This is a genomic window from Achromobacter sp. ES-001 (assembly GCF_019448355.1).
In the GTDB taxonomy this organism is placed as follows: Bacteria; Pseudomonadota; Gammaproteobacteria; order Burkholderiales; family Burkholderiaceae_B; genus Achromobacter; species Achromobacter spanius_B.
Genome location: NZ_CP079940.1, coordinates 1,279,109 through 1,299,463, shown reverse-complemented (window position 1 = coordinate 1,299,463; position 20,355 = coordinate 1,279,109). Strand labels below are relative to the sequence as shown.

At 63.1% G+C, this 20,355-nt stretch carries 17 protein-coding genes and 1 tRNA gene; 7 read left to right on the top strand and 11 right to left on the bottom strand.

What is annotated here, in order from left to right; all coding sequences use genetic code 11:
- The first annotated feature begins 65 nt into the window (after window positions 1-65).
- Window positions 66-153, top strand: a tRNA-Ser gene (locus tag KYT87_RS05805).
- Between the two features lie 145 nt (window positions 154-298).
- Here KYT87_RS05805 and KYT87_RS05800 read toward each other — a convergent pair.
- Entirely contained in the window at window positions 299-1,213 is a 915-nt protein-coding gene (locus KYT87_RS05800) for a LysR family transcriptional regulator (protein WP_046807026.1), read from the bottom strand.
- 122 nt (window positions 1,214-1,335) lie between these two features.
- Between KYT87_RS05800 and KYT87_RS05795 the strand changes: the two genes are divergently transcribed.
- The 5 genes from KYT87_RS05795 (at window position 1,336) to KYT87_RS05775 (ending at window position 7,585) form a co-directional block, all read left to right on the top strand.
- Window positions 1,336-2,352 carry a tripartite tricarboxylate transporter substrate binding protein gene (locus KYT87_RS05795; protein ID WP_255593948.1) on the top strand — a complete coding sequence of 339 codons (1,017 nt, stop codon included), beginning with the start codon at window positions 1,336-1,338 and terminating at the stop codon, window positions 2,350-2,352.
- Window positions 2,353-2,393: 41 nt separating this feature from the next.
- Window positions 2,394-3,578, top strand: a complete 1,185-nt coding sequence (locus tag KYT87_RS05790; protein WP_219991820.1) for a serine hydrolase — start codon at window positions 2,394-2,396, stop codon at window positions 3,576-3,578.
- A 204-nt stretch (window positions 3,579-3,782) separates the two neighbouring features.
- Complete coding sequence (locus tag KYT87_RS05785; RefSeq protein WP_255593946.1) at window positions 3,783-4,922, top strand: RDD family protein; 1,140 nt, start codon at window positions 3,783-3,785, stop codon at window positions 4,920-4,922.
- A 57-nt stretch (window positions 4,923-4,979) separates the two neighbouring features.
- On the top strand, window positions 4,980-6,515 hold the full coding sequence (locus tag KYT87_RS05780) for a tetratricopeptide repeat protein (protein WP_219991819.1): 1,536 nt from the start codon (window positions 4,980-4,982) through the stop codon (window positions 6,513-6,515).
- Window positions 6,516-7,036: 521 nt separating this feature from the next.
- A complete protein-coding gene (locus KYT87_RS05775; protein WP_240434040.1) occupies window positions 7,037-7,585 on the top strand; it encodes a PIN domain-containing protein in 549 nt (182 codons plus the stop codon).
- Window positions 7,586-7,728: 143 nt separating this feature from the next.
- On the opposite strand, the gene KYT87_RS05770 is transcribed toward KYT87_RS05775, so the two are convergent.
- The 6 genes from KYT87_RS05770 to rpsO form a co-directional block, all read right to left on the bottom strand.
- The gene (locus KYT87_RS05770; protein WP_046807021.1) at window positions 7,729-9,234 is read right to left on the bottom strand and encodes a tripartite tricarboxylate transporter permease; all 1,506 of its coding nucleotides are present in this window, start codon (window positions 9,232-9,234) and stop codon (window positions 7,729-7,731) included.
- Window positions 9,235-9,243: 9 nt separating this feature from the next.
- Window positions 9,244-9,666 (bottom strand): tripartite tricarboxylate transporter TctB family protein, encoded by a 423-nt coding sequence (locus tag KYT87_RS05765; protein WP_046807020.1) that lies wholly within the window; start codon window positions 9,664-9,666, stop codon window positions 9,244-9,246.
- A 500-nt stretch (window positions 9,667-10,166) separates the two neighbouring features.
- Window positions 10,167-11,384 carry a threonine ammonia-lyase gene (locus KYT87_RS05760; protein WP_104143660.1) on the bottom strand — a complete coding sequence of 406 codons (1,218 nt, stop codon included), beginning with the start codon at window positions 11,382-11,384 and terminating at the stop codon, window positions 10,167-10,169.
- 15 nt (window positions 11,385-11,399) lie between these two features.
- On the bottom strand, window positions 11,400-12,077 hold the full coding sequence (locus KYT87_RS05755; RefSeq protein WP_370512779.1) for a hypothetical protein: 678 nt from the start codon (window positions 12,075-12,077) through the stop codon (window positions 11,400-11,402).
- A 237-nt stretch (window positions 12,078-12,314) separates the two neighbouring features.
- Window positions 12,315-14,477 (bottom strand): polyribonucleotide nucleotidyltransferase, encoded by a 2,163-nt coding sequence (gene pnp, locus KYT87_RS05750; protein WP_104143657.1) that lies wholly within the window; start codon window positions 14,475-14,477, stop codon window positions 12,315-12,317.
- Window positions 14,478-14,568: 91 nt separating this feature from the next.
- On the bottom strand, window positions 14,569-14,838 hold the full coding sequence (gene rpsO / locus KYT87_RS05745) for a 30S ribosomal protein S15 (RefSeq protein WP_006223612.1): 270 nt from the start codon (window positions 14,836-14,838) through the stop codon (window positions 14,569-14,571).
- A gap of 294 nt (window positions 14,839-15,132) precedes the next feature.
- Between rpsO and KYT87_RS05740 the strand changes: the two genes are divergently transcribed.
- Window positions 15,133-15,651: a lipoprotein gene (locus tag KYT87_RS05740; protein ID WP_046807016.1), complete on the top strand. Its 519-nt coding sequence runs from the start codon at window positions 15,133-15,135 to the stop codon at window positions 15,649-15,651.
- A 115-nt stretch (window positions 15,652-15,766) separates the two neighbouring features.
- On the opposite strand, the gene pssA is transcribed toward KYT87_RS05740, so the two are convergent.
- From pssA to KYT87_RS05720, 4 genes are all read right to left on the bottom strand, one after another.
- Complete coding sequence (gene pssA, locus KYT87_RS05735) at window positions 15,767-16,543, bottom strand: CDP-diacylglycerol--serine O-phosphatidyltransferase (RefSeq protein WP_046807015.1); 777 nt, start codon at window positions 16,541-16,543, stop codon at window positions 15,767-15,769.
- Window positions 16,544-16,710: 167 nt separating this feature from the next.
- The gene (ilvC, locus tag KYT87_RS05730) at window positions 16,711-17,727 is read right to left on the bottom strand and encodes a ketol-acid reductoisomerase (RefSeq protein WP_046807014.1); all 1,017 of its coding nucleotides are present in this window, start codon (window positions 17,725-17,727) and stop codon (window positions 16,711-16,713) included.
- Window positions 17,728-17,803: 76 nt separating this feature from the next.
- On the bottom strand, window positions 17,804-18,295 hold the full coding sequence (gene ilvN, locus KYT87_RS05725; RefSeq protein WP_006223608.1) for an acetolactate synthase small subunit: 492 nt from the start codon (window positions 18,293-18,295) through the stop codon (window positions 17,804-17,806).
- A 10-nt stretch (window positions 18,296-18,305) separates the two neighbouring features.
- Window positions 18,306-20,021 carry an acetolactate synthase 3 catalytic subunit gene (locus KYT87_RS05720; RefSeq protein WP_046807013.1) on the bottom strand — a complete coding sequence of 572 codons (1,716 nt, stop codon included), beginning with the start codon at window positions 20,019-20,021 and terminating at the stop codon, window positions 18,306-18,308.
- Window positions 20,022-20,355: the final 334 nt, after the last annotated feature.

The following is a 20,355-nucleotide window of genomic DNA, read 5'->3' as shown; positions in this document are numbered from 1 at the left end:
TTTGCCTGACGGCCGAATCCCCAAACCGTAACGCCGCGAACCGACGCGCGGCGCGGCATCACCCCGGAAGCGTGGCAGAGTGGTCGATTGCACCGGTCTTGAAAACCGGCAACGGGCAACCGTTCGTGAGTTCGAATCTCACCGCTTCCGCCAGACCCTCGACAGCAGCCCACGCGCCTTTGCGGCGCGGCTGCGTTCCCCTACCTGCGTTGCAGACCGGCCCGAAATACGGCCTTCGCCCCGGCGCTCGCGCGCTATATCGGCAGTCGCCACGCAAAGACACCGGCTTCCCGTCGCGTCACGGGGCATCCTCTCCCGACATGTAGCGCGTGCACAGTTCCCTGAGCCGCAATAGCGCGGGTGGCAGTGTTTTGCCTTCCAGAGTCACAAACACAAACTGGGACGACAACTCCAATGCCGGTCGGATATCCAAGTGCACCAACTCGCCATGGGCGATTCCAGGCTGCGCCACGCGCAGCACGCCAAAGAACACCGTATCGCTGGTTCGGACCAAATCGACCAGCGGGTGGATGTCGTTCGATTGGTACTGGATCGCTTCGATGAAATGCGCTGTTGGGCCGAAATAGGCATTCAGTCGGTGCATCACCTCGTCGCTCATGGCTCGTCCGCTGGCGGCTACGCCGAAACGACGCAAGGCCTGAAAATCGAGATCGGTCCGGCCGGCCAGTGGATGCCCGGTCCGAACCACGAAGCCCAGCGGCGTGCGGGGAAAGAACATCAGATGCAGATCCGCGTCGGCCGGGATGTGATTGCGGTGAACCACCAGCGCGTCGACCGCCCCCTCGCGCAGCTCTTGCACCTGCATCTCGGGTGCACCGCCGCTTAGCAGCAGCTTGATTGCCGGATAGCGCTCCTTCATCTCGCGCAGCAGCGGCACCGAAAGAATCGCGGTGGGCGTGGGGCCGAGGCCCAGCCGCAGCGTGCCGCCCGCGTAGTCGGCCAACAGGCTGGCGCTGCGACGCAGCTCGGACAGTTCGACCCGGATGCGCCGCGCACGCACGATGGCCAACTCGCCCAGCGCTGTCAGCGTTTTCTCTTTGTCGCGTTCAAGCAAGCGGCCGCCCAGCGTTTCTTCAAGCGCCTGGATACTGCGGCTGAGGGCGGGCTGTGTCAGGTGCAGTTTGACGGCTGCACGGCTGAAAGATCGAGTCTCCACCAACACAAGAAAGTGTTCCAGCTGCTGCAAGTTCATGCGGACCCCGTGGTTTTATTACTTCTTAATTATGCTTTGATGATTAATTATGCATTGGACGTAATGAATCGGGACTTCCAGAATGCGGGTTCACCATCCGAATTCAACTGGAGCAACAGGCCATGGCCCTCGGTTCGCGCTTTCCGCAGTCGGCTTCTTCCCGTTTTCAACGCCTGATAGGCCTGGCCGCAGCCGGCACGCTGGCCATGGCTTGCGCCGCGCCAGCTAGCGCCGCCGACTGGCCGGCCCGCCCGGTCTCGGTATTTGTTCCCGTGGCTGCCGGCGGCGCGGCCGACGCGCTGGCGCGTGCCTGGGCCGCCTACGCCGGCAAAGAGATCGGCGGCACCGTGGTGGTGGAAAACAAGCCCGGCGCCAATGGCAGCATCGCGGCCGCCTATGTGGCCAAGCAGCCGGCCGACGGCTATGCGCTGCTGTTCGGCAGCACGTCCAACATGTCGGTAAACCCATTCACCTACTCGCAGCTGGCCTACAACCCCACGCGCGACTTCGATCCGGTCACGAAGATCGCCGGCACCTCACAGGTGCTGGTGGCCAATCCCGCCACCGGCATCCGGTCGGTGGATGACCTGGTGAAGAAGGCCAAGGCCAGCCCCGGTCATCTGAACTACGGCTCGGCCGGTATCGGCAATTCCACACACCTGAACGTGGCATTTCTGGCCGAGCACTTCAAGATCGAGTTGTCGCACGTACCGTACAAGGGCGCAGCGCCGGCAATGATGGATTTGATCGGCGGACAAATCGACCTGACCGCGGACGCGCTTACCGGCGCGGTGCCGCAGGTCAAGACCGGCAAGGCGGTACCGCTGGTGATCTTCGGCGCAGACCGCGTCGCGCAGCTTCCCGATGTGCCCACGATTGCGGAGGTCGGCGTGCAGGGCTTTCCCGGCGACGCCTGGTACGGCTTGATGGCGCCCAAGGGCACGCCCCCCGAGATCGTGACTCGGCTTACCGAGGCCACGCGCAAGTTCTGGGCTGATCCGGCGGTGCGCAAGCAAATGGCCGACATCTACATGACGCCGCCCAAGGAGCTTGGACCCGCCTCGGTGGCGGAGTCGATGAAAACCGAGGCCGATGTGTGGGGCCCGATCGTGAAACGCCTGGGCGTGCGCAACGACTGATTTATGCCGGGCCGCGCGCCCGGCTTTTTATTGAGGTATCCATGAACGCTATCCCCTCCCCGCGGTTGGCCGAGGCCGTTGAACACCTGCCGCGCGGTGAAGACTTCCTGCTGTGGCCGCCCTGCCTGCAGTCGTATGGCTATCGCATCGTCGATCGCCTGTTCGCCACCCGCGCCATCCGCCGTGGTTCGCAGCCACGCCCCTTGCCGCGCGCTCCCGAAATCGACGTGCGCTTCACGCAGGGCGATGAACAGCTGGGTGTGGCCGATCTGATGGACCGCAACAACGTTGCCGGCCTGATCGCGATCCATCGCGGCCACATTGTTCTGGAACGCTATGGCCTGGGTTTCCAGGCGCATGAGCGCTGGTCGACCATGTCCACGGTCAAGTCCATGACGGCCATGCTGACGGGCGCGGCCTTGCACGACGGCTGGATTGCGAGCCTGGACGACCCGGTGACGGCCTATGTGCCGGCGCTGGCCGGCTGCGCCTACGATGCCGTGACGGTGCGCCACCTGCTGACAATGTCATCAGGTATCGCCTGGGAAGAAAACTACACCGACAAGTCCTCGGATGTGAATCGCTATAGCAAATCGCTGGCCGACAAGGTGCCGGGCGGCGTGCTGGGCTTGCTGCGCGCCTGCCATCGCGCCCACGACGCCGGCCGGGTATGGCACTACAACACCGGGGATACGTATCTGCTGGGCGCGGTACTCAGCGCCGCCACCGGCGGGACGCTGGCCGACTATATGTCACGGCGAATCTGGCAGCCGTGCGGCATGGAATTCGACGGGTTCTACACGCTGGAATCTGACGATGGGCAGGAGATCGGAGGCAGCCGCGCGGGCATGACGCTACGCGACATCGGCCGCTTCGCACAGTTCGTCCTGGACGATGGCGTGGCGGGCGGCGAGCGCATCCTGCCCGAAGGCTGGGTCGCACGGTCCGGCACCCCGGCATTCCAGATCCCGGCCGACCAGCACACCGCGCATCGAGAGGCGCTGGGCCTCGCGGCGTACGGCTACAGCTGGTGGCTGCGCGAGGACGGCGCGATGATGGCCATGGGCCATTCCGGTCAGCGCATCTTCATCGATACGCGCGCACAGCTGGCGGTGGTGCAGCTTGCCGCCTATCCCGAGCCGCGCTACGCGAGCCCCAACGAGCCAGACCGCGATGCAGCACTGAACGCTTTCATTGTTGCCCTGCGCGAGGCCACGGGCGCATAAACATGGGCCGGCGCCGGGCGATGATCCGCGCCCGGCATCGCGACGGAACCTTGCGACACCGCGGAGCGCTGCGCCCCACCTCTGTTTCAGTGGCGGCTGTTCGCACACGCGGTGATCCGGGTTTTCCCTAGCGCAAGACTTGAGTATCATCCGCGCTCCGGTCGTTGTTGTACGGCCCCAGGCGCCTCCAGGATCTCAGTTTCCATGCAATGCCCTCGCTGCAATTGGCAGAACCCCGCCTCGAATACGCAATGCTTCAGTTGCCAGGCGCCGCTGCCTGTCCCGGCTTCGTCGGCCGCCCAACCCGCCGGCGCATTCGCCACGGGCAAGAAAAAAACAAAACCCGCCAAGGCCTCCGCGCCTAAAGCCGCCGCCCGGTCCGCCCCCGCCGGACAAGGCAACGCGCTGGTGTTCCCCAGCATCTGGCCACGGCTGGGCGCAAGCGCAATAGACGCCGTGGTGATGGCGGTGGGGATGACCGTCTTGATCCTGGCGTCCCAGCTGACCTACGAGGGCTTGACCGGTGACAAGGCGCCCTTCTGGATTGCCTTGATCGCCGGATTGATCGGCTGGTTTCTGCCCGCCATCATGGACGCGTGGGGCAACGGGTCGCCGGGCAAGCGCGCGGTGAAACTGCGCGTGGTCAATCGCAAAGGCAAGGCGCCGGGCCTGGTGCGGTCGTTGTGGCGGCACACGTTGAAGTACACGGTGAACATGCTGCTGCCGGGCCTGTTTCACCACTTGCAGCAAATGATCTTTGGCGAACGCGCCATGCACAACGCCTTGGCCGGCACGCACGTGATCACACGCGATGCGAACCCTCACGCGATGCAGGCGGCCGTGGCGCGCGCCCCGTCTGTCACCGGCGCGGGCAAGTTCCTGTTTTTTGTTTTCGGCACCCTGGTCCTGGTGGTGGTGGGCATCGTCATTGGCGTGAACGCCACCGGCGATCGCAACAGCGACAACCCGCTGCATGCGGATATCAACCGCTATGACCTGGTGTCCGACCCGGTGCGCCGCCTGGCGGAAAACCACTATCGGCGCACGCAGAAGTTTCCGGCCAGCCTGGACGACCTGGGCATCAGCCAGCAGTCCATGCAAGACAGCGGCTTTTCCAAGGTGGAGATGAACCCGGTCAACGGCGTATTGCGCTTCACCATTGCCGGCACGCCCAGCACCGACGGCACGCCCAGCCTGGCGGGCAAGCATCTGGTCTACGTGCCGGAACTGCGCGCCGAACGCAAAGGCGGCGGCGTGCGCCGGTGGCAATGCGGCAGCGACGACATCCCCGCCAGCGACCGTACCTACAGTTGCCGCCACGACGCCAGCGCCTTCTCGCGCTAGGCCGCCCGGCCATTCTCAGCACCCGCCAAGCAACCGACGTAACGACGGAACCCACGCATGTCCGCCTTGATCGAAGCCATCCACCGCGCCGAAGACGGTAGCGACCTGCCAAAAATGCTGTCGCTGTGCGACCAGGCCGTGCGCGAACAGCCGGCATCGGCCACCGCGTGGGCCTTGCGTGCCCGCTGCCACGCGCAACGCAAAGCCTATGTCCAGCGTGACGCCGACCTGGCGCGCGCGCTGGCGCTGGACCCGCAATGCAGCGACGCCATCGCCGTGCAGGCGGTGGTGCAATACGACGACGGCGACAAGCAGCAGGCGTGGCGCGGATTGCGGGACGCCCGCCAACGGGCGCCTTCGCACTTTGGCCTGCTGATGGCCGAAGGCTACCTGCTGATCAACGACCGTCGCCTGGAAGACGCCATCGCCAGCTGGACCCGCGCCTCTCAAGTGCGTTCGGCCGCCGCCGCGCCGCACTGCTATATCGGATCAAACCTGCACAACGCCGGTCGCTATACCGAGGCCCTGCCCTACCACCAGCGTGCCGTCGCGCTGGCACCCAACAATGGCGGCTTTTTGTACGACGCCGGCAACAACTACCGGCGCCTGGGCGACCTGCAAAACGCCATCGCCATGTTCGACCGCGCCCGCGCCATCCTGGGCGAACAAAACGCCATCCAGCACAACCGCGCGTCCTGCCTGCAAGCCATGGAACGCCACGCCGACGCCATCGAGGAATGGACCAGCCTGCTGCGACGCGAGCCCGACTGGGACTGGCCGCTGGAAGGCAAGGCGCGGTCGCTGCACCGGCTGGGTCGCGCGGACGAAGCCGTGCCCTTGTGGCGCCATCTGGATACGCTGTCCGACACCGGCTGGGAGGGCCGCAAGGAGCAAGCGCGCGAATACGTGCGCAGCCGCGAACCGAAACTTGCCGAAGAAGCGCTGATCGGCCTGGACCCGCTTGACAGCGGCGACGCGCAACTGCTGTTCGTGGCGGGCAACGCCCAGCGCGACCAGCGCAATTGGGAAGCCGCGCTGGCGTACTACCTGAAAGGCTATGAGCTCGCCCCCAGCGACGACTTCCTGCCCGGCAACGCGGCCGACATGCTGAACTACCTGGAACGCTACGACGAAGCGCTGCCGCTGGCCGAGGTGGCCATTTCGCTGGACCCGGACTGGCTGAAATGGCGTCGCGTCCGCATCGAAGCGCTGACGAATTTGAACCGCGCCGACGAGGCCGTGGCCTACGCCGACACCGCCCTGGAACGTTGGCCCGACAGCGGCCCGCTGCACGCCGAACGCATCAACGCGCTGATCGCCGCCAAGCGCAATGACGAAGGGCTGGCCGCTTGCGACCGCCTGCTGGCGCTGGACCCCGACTACCGAAGCTGGGCGCTGTTCGCGCGCGGCCGGATCTACGGCCAGATGAAGCGCCACGCGGAATCGGCCGTGGCCTACCGCCAGGCCTCCTCGTCCTACCAGCAAAACGGCAAGCCGTATTTTCAGGAGCTGTCGATGAAGAATGCGCTGGAAGCGGAAGCGGCCGCCGCCAAACCCGCCGGCTTCCTGGGACGGCTGTTCGGCCGCAAGTAGCCGGAACGCGCGCGGCGGGATGTTATAGTCACGCCCGCTGCCGACCCTTGCAAAGGGCCGCGCATCGCCCGAGTGGTGAAATTGGTAGACACAAGGGACTTGAAAAAATTTGAGCCCTTTGGAGGAAACTTCAAAGGTGTAGCCCGTCAAACTCGGCGAATGCCCTGGACTTGTTCCGAGCCAACGCCGAGCCAAGCCCCGATTGAAAAATCGGGGAAGGTGTAGAGAGCAGACGGCGGGCACCTAAGGCCGCAAGGCTATGGTGAAGGCGTGCTCCAGACCACGAACAGCGCACCCGCGCTGGCGGCGAAAGCCGAAGTGGTAAGAAAATCCCTCGACCGCAAGGTCGTACCGGTTCGATTCCGGTCTCGGGCACCACTTTTGCGATCGAAAGGCATCGGCCTTTCGGGTCGCCTGTCTTGCGCCTGCCCTGCGCTTTCCCCGGTTTTCCCTTTCTTCCTGTCGTCTTGAACGCCCCCGCCGCCCGCCCCCCTTTCATCGTCCTGGACGCGTGCGTCCTGATGTCCGGCATCTTGCGGCGGTTGCTGTTGCGTCTGGCGGATGCCGGCGTGTACACGCCGGTGTGGACCGAACGCATTGGCGAGGAATGGCGCCGCAACGCGTCGCGCATCTGGGATATTCCGCCCGAGGTGCTGGCCGAGTTCTGGGCCGAGATGAACGCGCGCTTTCCCGACGCCAACGAAGCCGACACCCAGGTGTATGAGGCCTCGTTGCGCTACAGCGACCCCAAGGACTTTCACGTGATTGCCGCCGGCCTGGCGCGCCGCGCGCGTTGTGGCTGGCAGCAGCCGCCCGTGGTGCAGGTGCTGACCTGGAACCTGAAGGATTTCAACCGGTCGGAATTGCGGCGCCAGGGGCTTGATGTGTACAACCCCGATCGCATGCTGGTGCAATGGTGGCAGGCGGACGCGAGCGCCATGCGCGCGGCCATTGCGCAGATTCCCGACGACTACGTTGCGCTGGGCCGCGAGCCCGAACCGCTGGCCACGACGCTGCATCGCGAACGCCTGTATGGCTTGAAGAGCCTGGTGGCGCGCGACGCGGGGTAAAAAGGCGGGGCGGCTTCCGACACGACTGCTGAGGCGCCTGCTAAGACGCCTGCTGGGGCGCCTTGCAGGGCGACAAGAGGGCAAAAAAAGGGCCTGGCCAGCTTGCGCCGCACCAGGCCCGGAGCCAAGCTTGTTCCCCGTGGTCAGTCGACCTCGACGAACGTTTCCTCGCGCTTCTTTCGCAGCGCCGGCAGCATCACCAGCACCAGCAAAATGGCGGCCAGCGCCAGCAATGTGGCGGACAGCGGACGCGTGACGAAGGTGCTGAATTCACCGCGCGACAGCAATAGCGCCCGACGGAAGTTTTCTTCCATCATCGGACCCAGCACCAGGCCCAGCAACAGCGGCGCGCCTTCGCAGCCCAGCTTGCTCCAGACATACCCGATGACGCCGAAGATGGCGAACATGAAGATGTCGAACACGTTGTAGTTCAGCGAATACACGCCAATCGTGCAGAACACCAGGATTGCCGGGAACAGCATGCGGTAGGGAACGCGCAACAGCTTCACCCAGATGCCGATCAACGGCAGGTTCAGGATGACAAGCATCAGGTTGCCGATCCACATGGACGCAATCAGGCCCCAGAACAGCTCGGGGTGGCTCGTCATCACTTGCGGGCCGGGCTGGATGTTGTGGATGGTCATCGCGCCCACCATCAAGGCCATGACCGCGTTGCCCGGAATACCCAACGTCAGCAGCGGGATGAACGAGGTTTGCGCGCCCGCGTTGTTAGCGGATTCCGGACCTGCCAAGCCGGCCGGATGTCCCTTGCCGAAACGCTCGGGCTGTTTCGACAGTTTCTTCTCAAGCGTGTACGAGGCAAACGCCGACAAGACAGAACCGCCGCCTGGCAAGATGCCCAATGCGGAACCCAGGGCCGTGCCCCGGACGATGGCGGGCGCGGCTTCGCGGAACTCTTGCCGGCTGGGATACAGCGAACCCACCTTGTCGGTGATCTCGACCCGATTCTCTTTCTGCTCCAGGTTGGCCATGATCTCGGACAGCCCGAAAACGCCCATCGCGACGATGGCGAAGTCGATACCGTCCTGCAATTCCGGGATGCTGAAATCGTAGCGGGCGACGCCCGAATTGACATCGGTCCCGACCATGCCCAGCAGCAAGCCCAACAGGATCATGCAAATCGCCTTGGGCAGCGACCCCGACGCCAGCACCACCGCGCCGATAAGACCCAGGGCCATCAATGAAAAATACTCGGCGGGGCCGAATGCAAAGGCGACTTCCGCCAAGGGCGGCGCGAAGGCGGCGATCAACACGGTGGCGACGCTACCCGCGAAGAAGGACCCGATGGCGGCAAGCGACAAGGCCGCGCCGGCCCGTCCGTTGCGCGCCATCTGGTGACCATCCAGCACCGTCACCACGGCGGATGTTTCGCCCGGCAGGTTCACCAGAATGGCCGTCGTCGAGCCGCCATACTGGGTGCCGTAGTAAATGCCCGCCAGCATGATGAGGCCGGCCGTGGGCGGCAACACATACGTGATGGGAAGCAGCATCGCGATGGTGGGCACCGGACCCAGGCCCGGCAATACGCCCACCAACGTGCCCAGCAGGCAGCCCAGGAATGCGTAGCTAAGGTTTTCCGGCGTGAACGCCACGGAGAAACCCAGCATCAGGTTTTGCAGTAGTTCCATTGCCGTCTCCTAGTTGGCGAATGCGCTGGGCCACAGGGGAAATATCAAGCCCAGGCCGCGGATGAACGCAAGGTAGGAGAACGCCACGAGGAACAGGCCGTTGGCAACGGCGACTTTCCAATTGAATTCGTGGCTGGCAAGGCTGCTGATGAGCACCAGCAGAAAAACTGAAAGGTAAAGCCCCAGGTGCGAAAGCGCGAAACCGTACAACACCACCGACCCGACCACCAGGAAAAGAATGCGGAAGTCGTAGCGGCTGATGGTGGTCGTCTGGGCGTTCTTGGCCAGCGCGCTGATCAGCACGACCGCGCCCATCAGCGCCAGGACGATGCCCAGCCAGAAAGGGAAATATCCCGGTCCCATACGTGCCGCGCTTCCCATGGAATATTCGGTGGCCTGCGCGGAAAAGGCCCCTCCCAAAGCAATGAACATGGCTCCGGACCAAAAGTCCTGTCTGTTTCTAATCAAGCTGCGGTCTCCCTTGTCTGACGCGCCGAACCATCACTGAAAACAACGGCGCGTGCTTATCCCAACGCCTTGCGGCACCGTCGCGAACGACAGGCAGAAAAGCGAAGTGGGAGATCCTAAATCGCATGCCGACATATCGAACATCCGTAAGAACCATGACTTTTTTGGGGATATCCCTGAGTCAAATAGTGGACATTTTTCACCTGTCTGGCCGTGATGGCGGCTTACAAACACCCTTCACTTTGCTTTCAACGCAGGCACTGCGGGGATGTTGGCCAAGGACGAAAAAGTTCCAGGGGTGACGTGAAAAAATTTTCGCAGTGGCTGCGCTGCGCAACTTTTTTTGCAACAACGTCCGACTTCAAGCGTGCGCGCGAAAACAAAAACGCCCGCAAGTTGCGGGCGTCCGTGAGGTGGATTCGGTGTCGGGTGAAGGCGGCCTCAAGCCGGTGCCGCCGCCCTGGTCAGTGGTCGTGGTTGCTGGCCGCGAAGCCCGCGGCGTTCAGTACGTCGATGACTTCCAGGATGTGGTCCGGGCCACGGGTCTGCAAGACAAAATCCACTTCGACATTGCGCACCGGCAATGACGTGAAAGCGCGTTGGTGATGCACTTCGGTGATATTCGCCTGCGCGTCGGCAATGAGTTTGGTGGCATGCGCCAGCGCACCCGGCAGGTCGCGCAAGTCCACGCGGATACGGGCAAGGCGGCCGGCGCGCACCATGCCGCGTTCGATCAGCTCGCCCAGCATCAGCGGGTCAATGTTGCCGCCCGTCAGCACCAGGCCGATGCGCTTGCCTTTGTAGCGGTCGCTGCCCGCTTCCTGCGCGCGCAGCAGGGCCGCCAGGCCCGCCGCGCCGGCGCCTTCGACCACGGTCTTTTCAATTTCCAGCAGCACGACGATGGCGTGCTCGATGTCGCTTTCGCTGACCAGTTCAATGTGATCGACCAGCTTGGCGACGATGGGCTGCGTCAGCGCACCGGGCGACTTCACGGCGATGCCTTCCGCAATGGTGTATTGCCCCTGCGGCATGTCCACGCCCTGGACCGCCGCGTACATCGACGGAAAGCGCTCGGTCTGCACGCCCACGATCTCGATGTCCGGCTTCAAGGCCTTGGCCGCCGTGGCCACGCCTGAAATCAGCCCGCCGCCGCCGATGGCGATGACCATCATGTCCAGCCGCGGCTGGTCTTCCAGCATTTCCAGCGCCACGGTGCCCTGCCCCGAAATGACGGCTTCGTCGTCGTAGGGGTGGATCATGATCAGCCCGCGCGCCTGCGCCAGCTCGTAGCCGTGCGCCTTCGCATCGTCGAACGTATCGCCCGCCAACACCACCTCGGCGCCAAAGCGGCGCGTGTTGGCCACCTTGACGGTGGGCGTGAAGCGCGGCATCACGATCACGGCCGGTACGCCCATGCGCTGCGCATGGTAGGCCACGCCTTGCGCATGGTTGCCGGCGGACACCGCGATAACCCCCTTGGCGCGCTCCTCGTCCGACAAGCTGAGCATGCGGTTCAACGCGCCGCGTTCCTTGAACGACGCCGTGAATTGCAGGTTCTCGAACTTCAGCCAGATCTCGGCGCCGAAGATGTCGGACAGCGTGCGGGACAAGGTAAACGGGGTCTTCAAGACCTGGCCGCGCAAGTGTTCGCGGGCGGTCTGGATGGAAGCGATATCGATCACGATGGGTGGGTCCTGTTAACGCACAGGCAGAAAATTGAACAGCAAGAGGCCTTGCGCATAGTTGATCCCGATGCGGCGGGAATTCTCGCCAAGCAGGTTGGCGATCAGGTCCAGCCTGCCAATGATGGCGCCGAACTCGCGTTCGAAGCTCAGGTTCGTGGCATTGGGAGACATTTCATTGGCCAGCAAAAGCAGCTCGCCCTGATTGTTGCGGCGCGAGGCCAGCAGCCAGGCGGCAGCCTCGACGTTCCGTGCGGCATTGTAGACCCGCTGGCCGTCCAGCGCGTCGGTGGCATACAGGCGGGTCTTGCCGTTGTGTGCGGCGATGATGGTGTCGGCCATGCCGTAGATGAACGCGCCGACGCGGTCACCGGAGTAGTTCGGGTCCAGCGACACGGCCAGGATCTGGATGTCTCGCAGGCCGGCCAGGTCGCTGGGCGGGATGCGCACTTCGATGGCGTGTTTGACCCGGTTCACGGCGGCTTTTTGATCGGCCACGCCGGTCTTGCGCCATTCGCGCGGATTGCGCCGGTAGAGCTTGTCCAGCAGCGAATACAGGCTGGTGAGGTTGTCGCGCACTTCCAGCGTGACGGTGCGATTGAAATCCGTCTGGCCGAATTGGTCGGCCGACATGGCTTCGCTGTTGGGGCCGCGCTGTCCCGGGCCCGGACTGCTCATGCAGCCGGTCAGCATTGCGGCGGACAGCGCGCCACACAGCACCGCGCCCGCGGCGGCAGGCCATCTGGTCATGCTTGGATCATCCGATTCCCCCTTTTCTCGCGCACGACTTTACAGCAAGGTCGGCGAAGTTGGGGGACGACAGCGGGGTGAAGTCGCAAGAAGATGAATCAGCGCGTCAGTCGCGGTTTGCGGCGCCGCAATAAAAAACGGCGCCTTGCGGCGCCGTTCTTGTTCAATCAGCCTGCCAGCTTATTCAGCTTGCGGTTCCGATTGGGGGGCTGCATCGGGAGCGGCAGCGGGTTGCTGCGCTTCGATACCGCCGATTGCCTTGATGGACAGGCGCAGACGGCCCTTGTCGTCGGCCTCGATGACCTTGACGCGGACTTGCTGGCCGACCTTCAGCACATCGTTGATGTTCGCGATGCGGTAGTTGGCGATTTCCGAGATGTGCAGCAGGCCGTCACGGCCCGGCAGCACTTGCACGATGGCGCCGAAGTCCAGCAGACGCAGGACCGAACCTTCGTACATCTGGCCCACTTCGACATCGGCCGTCAGTTCGACGATGCGGCGCTGGGCTTCTTTGGCCTGCGCTTCGTCGACGCTGGCGATCACGATCGTGCCGTCGTCAGAGATGTCGATCTGCGTGCCGGTTTCTTCGGTCAGCGCGCGGATGGTGGCGCCGCCCTTGCCGATCACGTCGCGGATCTTCTCGGGGTTGATCTTGATGGTCAGCATGCGCGGGGCAAAAGCCGAGAGCTCGCCGCGCGAACCGTCCAGCGCTTCCTTCATCTTGGTCAGGATGTGCAGGCGGCCTTCGCGGGCTTGCGCCAGCGCCACTTGCATGATTTCCTTCGTGATGCCCTGGATCTTGATGTCCATCTGCAGTGCGGTGACGCCGTTTTCGGTGCCCGCAACCTTGAAGTCCATGTCGCCCAGGTGATCTTCGTCACCCAGAATGTCGGTCAGCACGGCAAACTTGCCGCCGTCCAGGATCAGGCCCATGGCCACACCGGCCACGTGATCCTTGACCGGCACGCCGGCGTCCATCATGGCCAGCGAGCCGCCGCAGACCGAAGCCATCGACGACGAGCCGTTGGACTCGGTGATTTCCGACACGATGCGAATCGTGTATTGGAAGTCTTCCGGAGCCGGCAGCAGCGGGATCAGCGAACGCTTGGCGAGACGGCCGTGACCGATTTCGCGGCGCTTGGGCACACCGATGCGGCCCGTTTCGCCGGTGGCGAACGGAGGCATGTTGTAGTGCATCATGAAGCGGTCGCGGTATTCACCCATGAGCGCGTCGATGATCTGTTCGTCTTGCTTGGTGCCCAGCGTGGCCACGACCAGCGCTTGCGTTTCACCACGGGTGAACAGCGCGCTGCCGTGTGCGCGGGGCAGCACGCCCAGACGCACGCTGATGGGGCGAACGGTGCGGGTGTCGCGACCGTCGATACGCGGTTCGCCGTTCAGGATCTGACCGCGAACGATGGCCGATTCCAGCGAGAACATGATGTTGTCGACGGTGACGGCGTCAGGCGCGGGCTCGCCCTTTTCAGCAGCGGCGGCAGCCAGCTTGGCCGACACGTCGGCCGACACTTCGCGCAGCTTGGCCGTACGGGCCTGCTTTTCGCGGATCTGGTAGGCGGCGTTCAAGCCTTCCTGGGCAGCCGCGGTCACGGCGGCGATCAGGGCTTCGTCCTTGGCGGGCGCTTGCCAGTCCCACTCGGGCTTGCCGGCGTCCTTCACCAATTCGTGAATGGCGTTGATGACGGCCTGCATTTGCTCGTGGCCGAACACCACACCGCCCAGCATGATTTCTTCGGACAGCTGTTGGGCTTCCGATTCCACCATCAGCACGGCGTTTTCCGTACCGGCAACCACCAGGTCCAGCTTCGAGGACTTCAGCTGCGTGGCGGTCGGGTTCAGTGCGTATTGGCCGTCGATGTAGCCCACGCGAGCGGCGCCGATCGGGCCGTTGAACGGGATGCCCGAAATGGCCAGAGCGGCCGAGGCGCCGATCATGGCGGCGATGTCGGGATCAATCTCGGGATTGACCGACAGCGTGTGGATGACCACCTGGACTTCGTTGTAGAAGTCTTCGGGGAACAGCGGACGCAGCGGACGATCGATCAGGCGCGAGGTCAGCGTTTCCTTTTCGGACGGCTTGCCTTCGCGCTTGAAGAACCCACCCGGAATACGGCCGGCGGCGTAGGTCTTTTCGATGTAGTCGACGGTCAGCGGGAAAAACGTTTGACCCGGCTTGGCCTTCTTGGAAGCTACGACAGTAGCCAGGACAACGGTGTCCTCGATCGACACCACAACGGCGCCGGAGGCCTGGCGAGCGATCTCGCCAGTTTCCAGGACGACCGTGTGCTGGCCGTACTGGAACGATTTTGTCACTTTGTTGAACATGACGATTATTCCTTACAAATGAAAAACCGTGGCCGCTGCGACAATACGTCGCACCGACCACGGTTGCGTCATGGGGAGCCAGCCCCGTCGATCACTTGCGCAGACCGAGTTTTTCGATCAGAGCGCGGTACGAATCGGGATTGCGGCCCTTGAGATAGTCGAGCAGCTTGCGGCGACGGCTGACCATACGCAGCAGACCGCGGCGCGAGTGATGGTCCTTCATGTGTTCTTTGAAGTGACCGGTCAGTTCGTTGATACGGGCGGTGAGCAGAGCCACCTGAACTTCGGGGGAGCCGGTATCGCCTTGAGCGCGTTGGAACTGCGCAACGATATCGGATTTCTTGATGTCAGCTACAGACATTGATGACCTCTTCGGACATGCGACAGGGCCGAGGTGCCCTGACGTGGTTGGGAAAATTTTGCGTAAGACCCGGCGATAAGCGTTTTTGCTTTCTCACTGCTGCTTCAATAGCTGCAAAGTGGCCGCTTTCGGCTACCGTGCAGCCGGACTGCCGGCGCAAAGCATCTTGCAAAATCAATCAATACGTTTGATAAAGCTCGGTGATTATAGCTGAAACGCTAGAATTACCCCAGAGACGGTTTCGCCTGTTCGGCAGAGGCCGGCAAGCGCCCACGGCGCCTAGAGGAGCAATAGATGTCTAAATATTACAGAACAGCCCGCATCACCCTCGCCTCCCTGGCCCTGACCGGCCTGGCCGCCTGCGCGAACCTGGCCCAGGTGCCGCCCGGCACCCCGTACGCCGATGTGTTGACCCAGTTTGGCAAGCCCAATTACACCTGCCCGCAAGCGGGCGGCGGGCAACGCGTCATCTGGACCCAGCAGCCGATGGGGCAATTTGCCTGGGGCACCAACGTGGGCACCGATGGGCGCGTGGGTCCTGTCGTGCCTTTGCTGACGGACGCGCACTTCAAGGTGCTGGAAGTCGGCGATTGGGGGCCGGACCGGGTGCGCTGTGAATTTGGCCCGCCCGCCCGCATCGAAGAGGCAGGGCTGGGCGAAAAGCGCGAAGTCGTGTGGTCGTATCGCTACAAGGAAAACGGCGTCTGGAATTCGCTGATGTACGTCTACATGAGCCGCGACGGCAGCAAGCTGACGCACTTCCATCCTGGCCCGGACCCGATGTATGACGATGAAAGGTTCATGTGGCGCTAAGGTGTCCGGGCAATAATCGCCCGACGCCAAACGTCAAACGTCAAACGTCAAAGATGAAATACAAAACCCGCCGACTGGCGGGTTTTGTGTAAGCGGTAAGTAATACCGACAGCGGTCAGGAGGATGACTGCCCGCGACGCTCTTGCGTCAGGCGGCGCGCCTTATTCCAGCGCCACGCCCACATGACCCAGCCCGAAAGACCATACAGCACGAACAGGCCGAACAGCACCACCGGGGGATCGCTGGACACGAACACGAACACGGCCACCACCAGCAAGATGCCCCAGAACGGCACGCTGCGGCCCAGCGCAAAGCTCTTGCCGCTGAAGAACGGCGCGTTCGACACCATGGTGATGCCGGCGTACATGGTCAGCGTAAAGGCCACCCAGGCCATCAGGCTGTCATGGATCGGCAGCTTGTTATCGACAGCCAGCCAGACGAAGCCGGCAACCAAGGCAGCGGCCGCCGGGCTGGGCAAGCCTTGGAAATAGCGTTTGTCGACGACGGCGATATTGGTATTGAAGCGTGCCAGGCGCAGCGCGGCGCCGGCGACATAGACGAAGGCGGCAAGCCAACCCCAGCGGCCCAGGTCGTTCAAGATCCATTCGTACATGACCAGCGCGGGCGCAACGCCGAACGACGTCATATCCGACAGCGAATCATATTGCTCGCCGAAGGCAGACTGCGTATTGGTCAACCGGGCGACGCGGCCATCCATGCCATCAAGCACCATCGCCACGAAAATGGCGATGGCGGCGACTTCGAAGCGATCATTCATGGCCTGCACGACGGCATAGAACCCCGCGAACAGCGCCGCGGTGGTGAATGCGTTGGGCAGCAAGTAGATGCTTCGGTGGCGGTTCTCGGAATCGCGCATGGAAAAATTGGGCATAGTCTCAATAACTTACAACGGACTGTGAAAGATTAACTCATATGGCCCCGCTTGCGGGACAGAGCAAGAGCCGTGCCTGACGAAAAGGCCATAAAAAAACGGCACGCCCTTGCGAGCATGCCGTCTTTGAGGACGGGGCGCGGGGCCAGCCCCGCACCGGACGTCGATCAGTTCTTGGACTTGTCCACCAGCTTGTTCGCGGCGATCCAGGGCATCATGGCGCGCAGCTTGCCGCCCACTTGCTCGATCTGCGATTCCGCGTTGATGCGGCGGCGCGAGGTCAGCGTCGGGGCGCCGGCGGTGTTTTCCAGGATGAACTTCTTGGCGTATTCGCCGGTCTGGATGTCCGTCAGGCACTGGCGCATGGCCTTGCGGGTTTCGTCGGTGACGATCTTCGGACCCGTTTCGTATTCGCCGAATTCAGCGTTGTTCGAAATCGAGTAGTTCATGTTGGCGATACCGCCTTCATAGATCAGGTCGACGATCAGCTTCAGTTCGTGCAGGCATTCGAAGTACGCCATTTCGGGCGCGTAGCCGGCTTCCACCAGCGTGTCGAAACCGGCCTTGATCAGTTCGACGGTACCGCCGCAAAGGACGGCTTGTTCGCCGAACAGGTCGGTTTCGGTTTCTTCGCGGAAGTTGGTTTCGATGATGCCGGCACGGCCGCCGCCGTTGGCGCTGGCGTACGACAGAGCCACGTCACGCGCGGCGCCCGACTTGTCCTGGTACACGGCCACCAGGTGGGGCACGCCGCCACCTTGCTTGTACGTGTTGCGCACCGTGTGGCCGGGGGCCTTCGGGGCGATCATGATGACGTCGATGTCTTCGCGCGGCACGACCTGGCCGTAGTGGACGTTGAAGCCGTGGGCGAAAGCCAGGGCGGCGCCGGCCTTGATGTTGCCGTGCACTTCCTTGTTGTAGACCGAAGCGATGTTCTCGTCGGGCAGCAACATCATGACGATGTCGGCGGCCTTCACGGCATCAGCCACTTCCTTGACTTCCAGGCCGGCGTTGGCGGCCTTGTTCCACGAAGCGCCGTCCTTGCGCAGGCCGACGATGACCTTCACGCCCGATTCATGCAGGTTCTGCGCGTGCGCATGGCCTTGCGAACCATAGCCGATGATGGCAACGGTCTTGCCTTTGATGAGGGACAGATCGCAGTCTTTGTCGTAGAAAACTTTCATGGTTGTGCTCCAGATTCCAGTATTTTGGATATTCGATTAATTCAGATGTAGGGTGTGGCGTGGCCTGGAAGGCCGGTCAAATCTTCAAAATCCGTTCACCGCGTCCGATGCCGGACACGCCGGTGCGTACGGTTTCAAGGATGGCACTGCGGTCCAGGGCTTCCAGGAAGGCCTGTACTTTTTCCTGCACCCCGGTCAATTCGATGGTGTAGGACTTGTCGGTCACGTCGATGATGCGGCCGCGGAAAATGTCCGCCATGCGCTTCATCTCTTCGCGTTCCTTGCCAACGGCGCGCACCTTCACCAGCATCAGCTCGCGCTCGATGTGGGCGCCTTCGGTCAGGTCCACCACTTTAACGACATCCACCAGGCGGTTCAGGTGCTTGGTGATCTGTTCGATGACTTCATCGGAACCGGTCGTCACGATCGTCATGCGCGACAGCGTGGAATCCTCGGTGGGCGCCACGGTCAGGGTTTCGATGTTGTAGCCCCGCGCGGAAAACAGCCCCACCACGCGCGACAGCGCGCCGGGTTCGTTTTCGAGGAGGACGGAAATCACGTGCTTCATGGTGGCCTCCTTACAGGTCTTCAGAGCCAAGCAGCATTTCGGTCAGCCCACGGCCGGCCTTGACCATCGGCCACACGTTTTCGGTGCGGTCGGTGATGAAGTCCAGAAAGACCAGGCGTTCCTTGTGCTTGCCAAAGGCTTCGCGCAGCGCGGGTTCGACATCCGCCGGACGCTCGATGCGCAGACCCACGTGGCCATAGGCCTCGGCCACCTTGACGAAGTCGGGCAGCGAATCCATGTAGGACTCGGAATAGCGCGAGCCGTAATCGATCTGCTGCCATTGCCGGACCATGCCCAAGAAACGGTTGTTCAGGCAGACGATCTTGGGCGTCAGGCGGTATTGATGGCAGGTCGACAGTTCCTGGATGTTCATCTGGATCGACGCTTCGCCGGTAATGACGGCAACGTCGTGCCCAGGGTTGGCCATCTGCACGCCCATCGCGTACGGCAGCCCCACACCCATGGTGCCCAGGCCGCCGGAGTTGATCCAGCGGCGCGGCTTGTCGAACTTGTAGTACTGGGCCGCCCACATCTGGTGCTGGCCCACGTCGGACGTGACGAAGGCGTCGCCGCCCGTCACTTCCCACAGCTTTTCCACCACGTACTGCGGCTTGATGACTTCGTCCGAGTTGGCGAACTTCAGGCATTCCTTGCCGCGCCACGTTTCCACCTGCTCCCACCACTTGGTGATGGACGCGGGCTTGTGCTCGGCGGCCGCCACTTCGAATTGGGCGGACAGGTCGGCCAGCACATCCTTGACGTTGCCGACGATCGGGACGTCCACGCGCACGCGCTTGGAGATCGACGACGGATCGATATCGATATGGATGATCTTGCGGGCGTTTTGCGCAAAGTGCTTGGGGTTGCCGATCACGCGGTCATCGAAACGCGCGCCGATGGCCAGCAGCACGTCGCAGTGCTGCATCGCCATATTGGCTTCGTACGTGCCGTGCATGCCGGGCATGCCCACGAACTGGCCGCTGCTGGCCGGGTAGCCGCCCAGGCCCATCAGGGTGCTGGTGCAAGGCGCACCCAGTTGCGACACAAGCTTGTTCAACTCGGGCGCGGCGTTCGACAGGATGACGCCGCCGCCCGTGTAGATCATCGGCCGTTCGGCGGCCAGCAGCATCTGCACGGCTTTCTTGATTTGCCCCTGGTGGCCCTTGTTGACGGGCGCGTAGGAACGCATCGAGATCTCGCCCTTGGGCGGCGTGTATTTGCACTGCGCGACGGTGATGTCCTTGGGGATATCGACCAGCACCGGGCCGGGGCGGCCCGTGCGCGCGATATAGAACGCGCGGCGCATGGTTTCGGCCAGGTCCTTGACGTCACGCACCAGGAAGTTGTGCTTGACGCAGGGACGCGTGATGCCGACGGTGTCGCATTCCTGGAACGCATCTTCGCCGATGGCCGCAGTGGGCACTTGCCCGCTGATGATGACCATGGGGATGGAATCCATATAGGCGGTGGCGATGCCGGTGACGGCATTGGTCACGCCCGGGCCGCTGGTCACGAGGCAGACGCCAACCTTTTGCGACGAGCGCGAATAGGCATCGGCGGCGTGCACGGCGGCTTGCTCGTGACGAACCAGGATATGCTGAAATTTGTCTTGCTTGAAGATCGCGTCGTAGATGTAAAGCACTGCGCCGCCGGGATAGCCGAAAACGTGTTCCACGCCCTCATCGGCCAGGCAGCGCACGACGATATCGGCGCCATTCATTTCCATGTTGTATTTCCTTTCAGTACCGGCCCTGCAACCCTGACTGCTGCTCGCCCGGATACGGCGGCAACGGAACCCATACCGGCTACGACAACATGATCCGGCGCTTAGCGGCTCACGGAGCCACGCCACCCGGACACCCTGCCGACCCGGCACACGCTCGACAGAACGCAGTGCAAACGCCCCTGGGGGACGCTGGAGGTCGAAATGGAAGCTTTGGCAACACACGCTTGTGGCGCGGCCAACAGCAAGTATCACTGCGGCGGGATGGCTGGGGAGGTGACCCGTTACCATCCGCCTCAACGCACCGGTATCGGATAGGCAGACCGGCGCAAGAGAT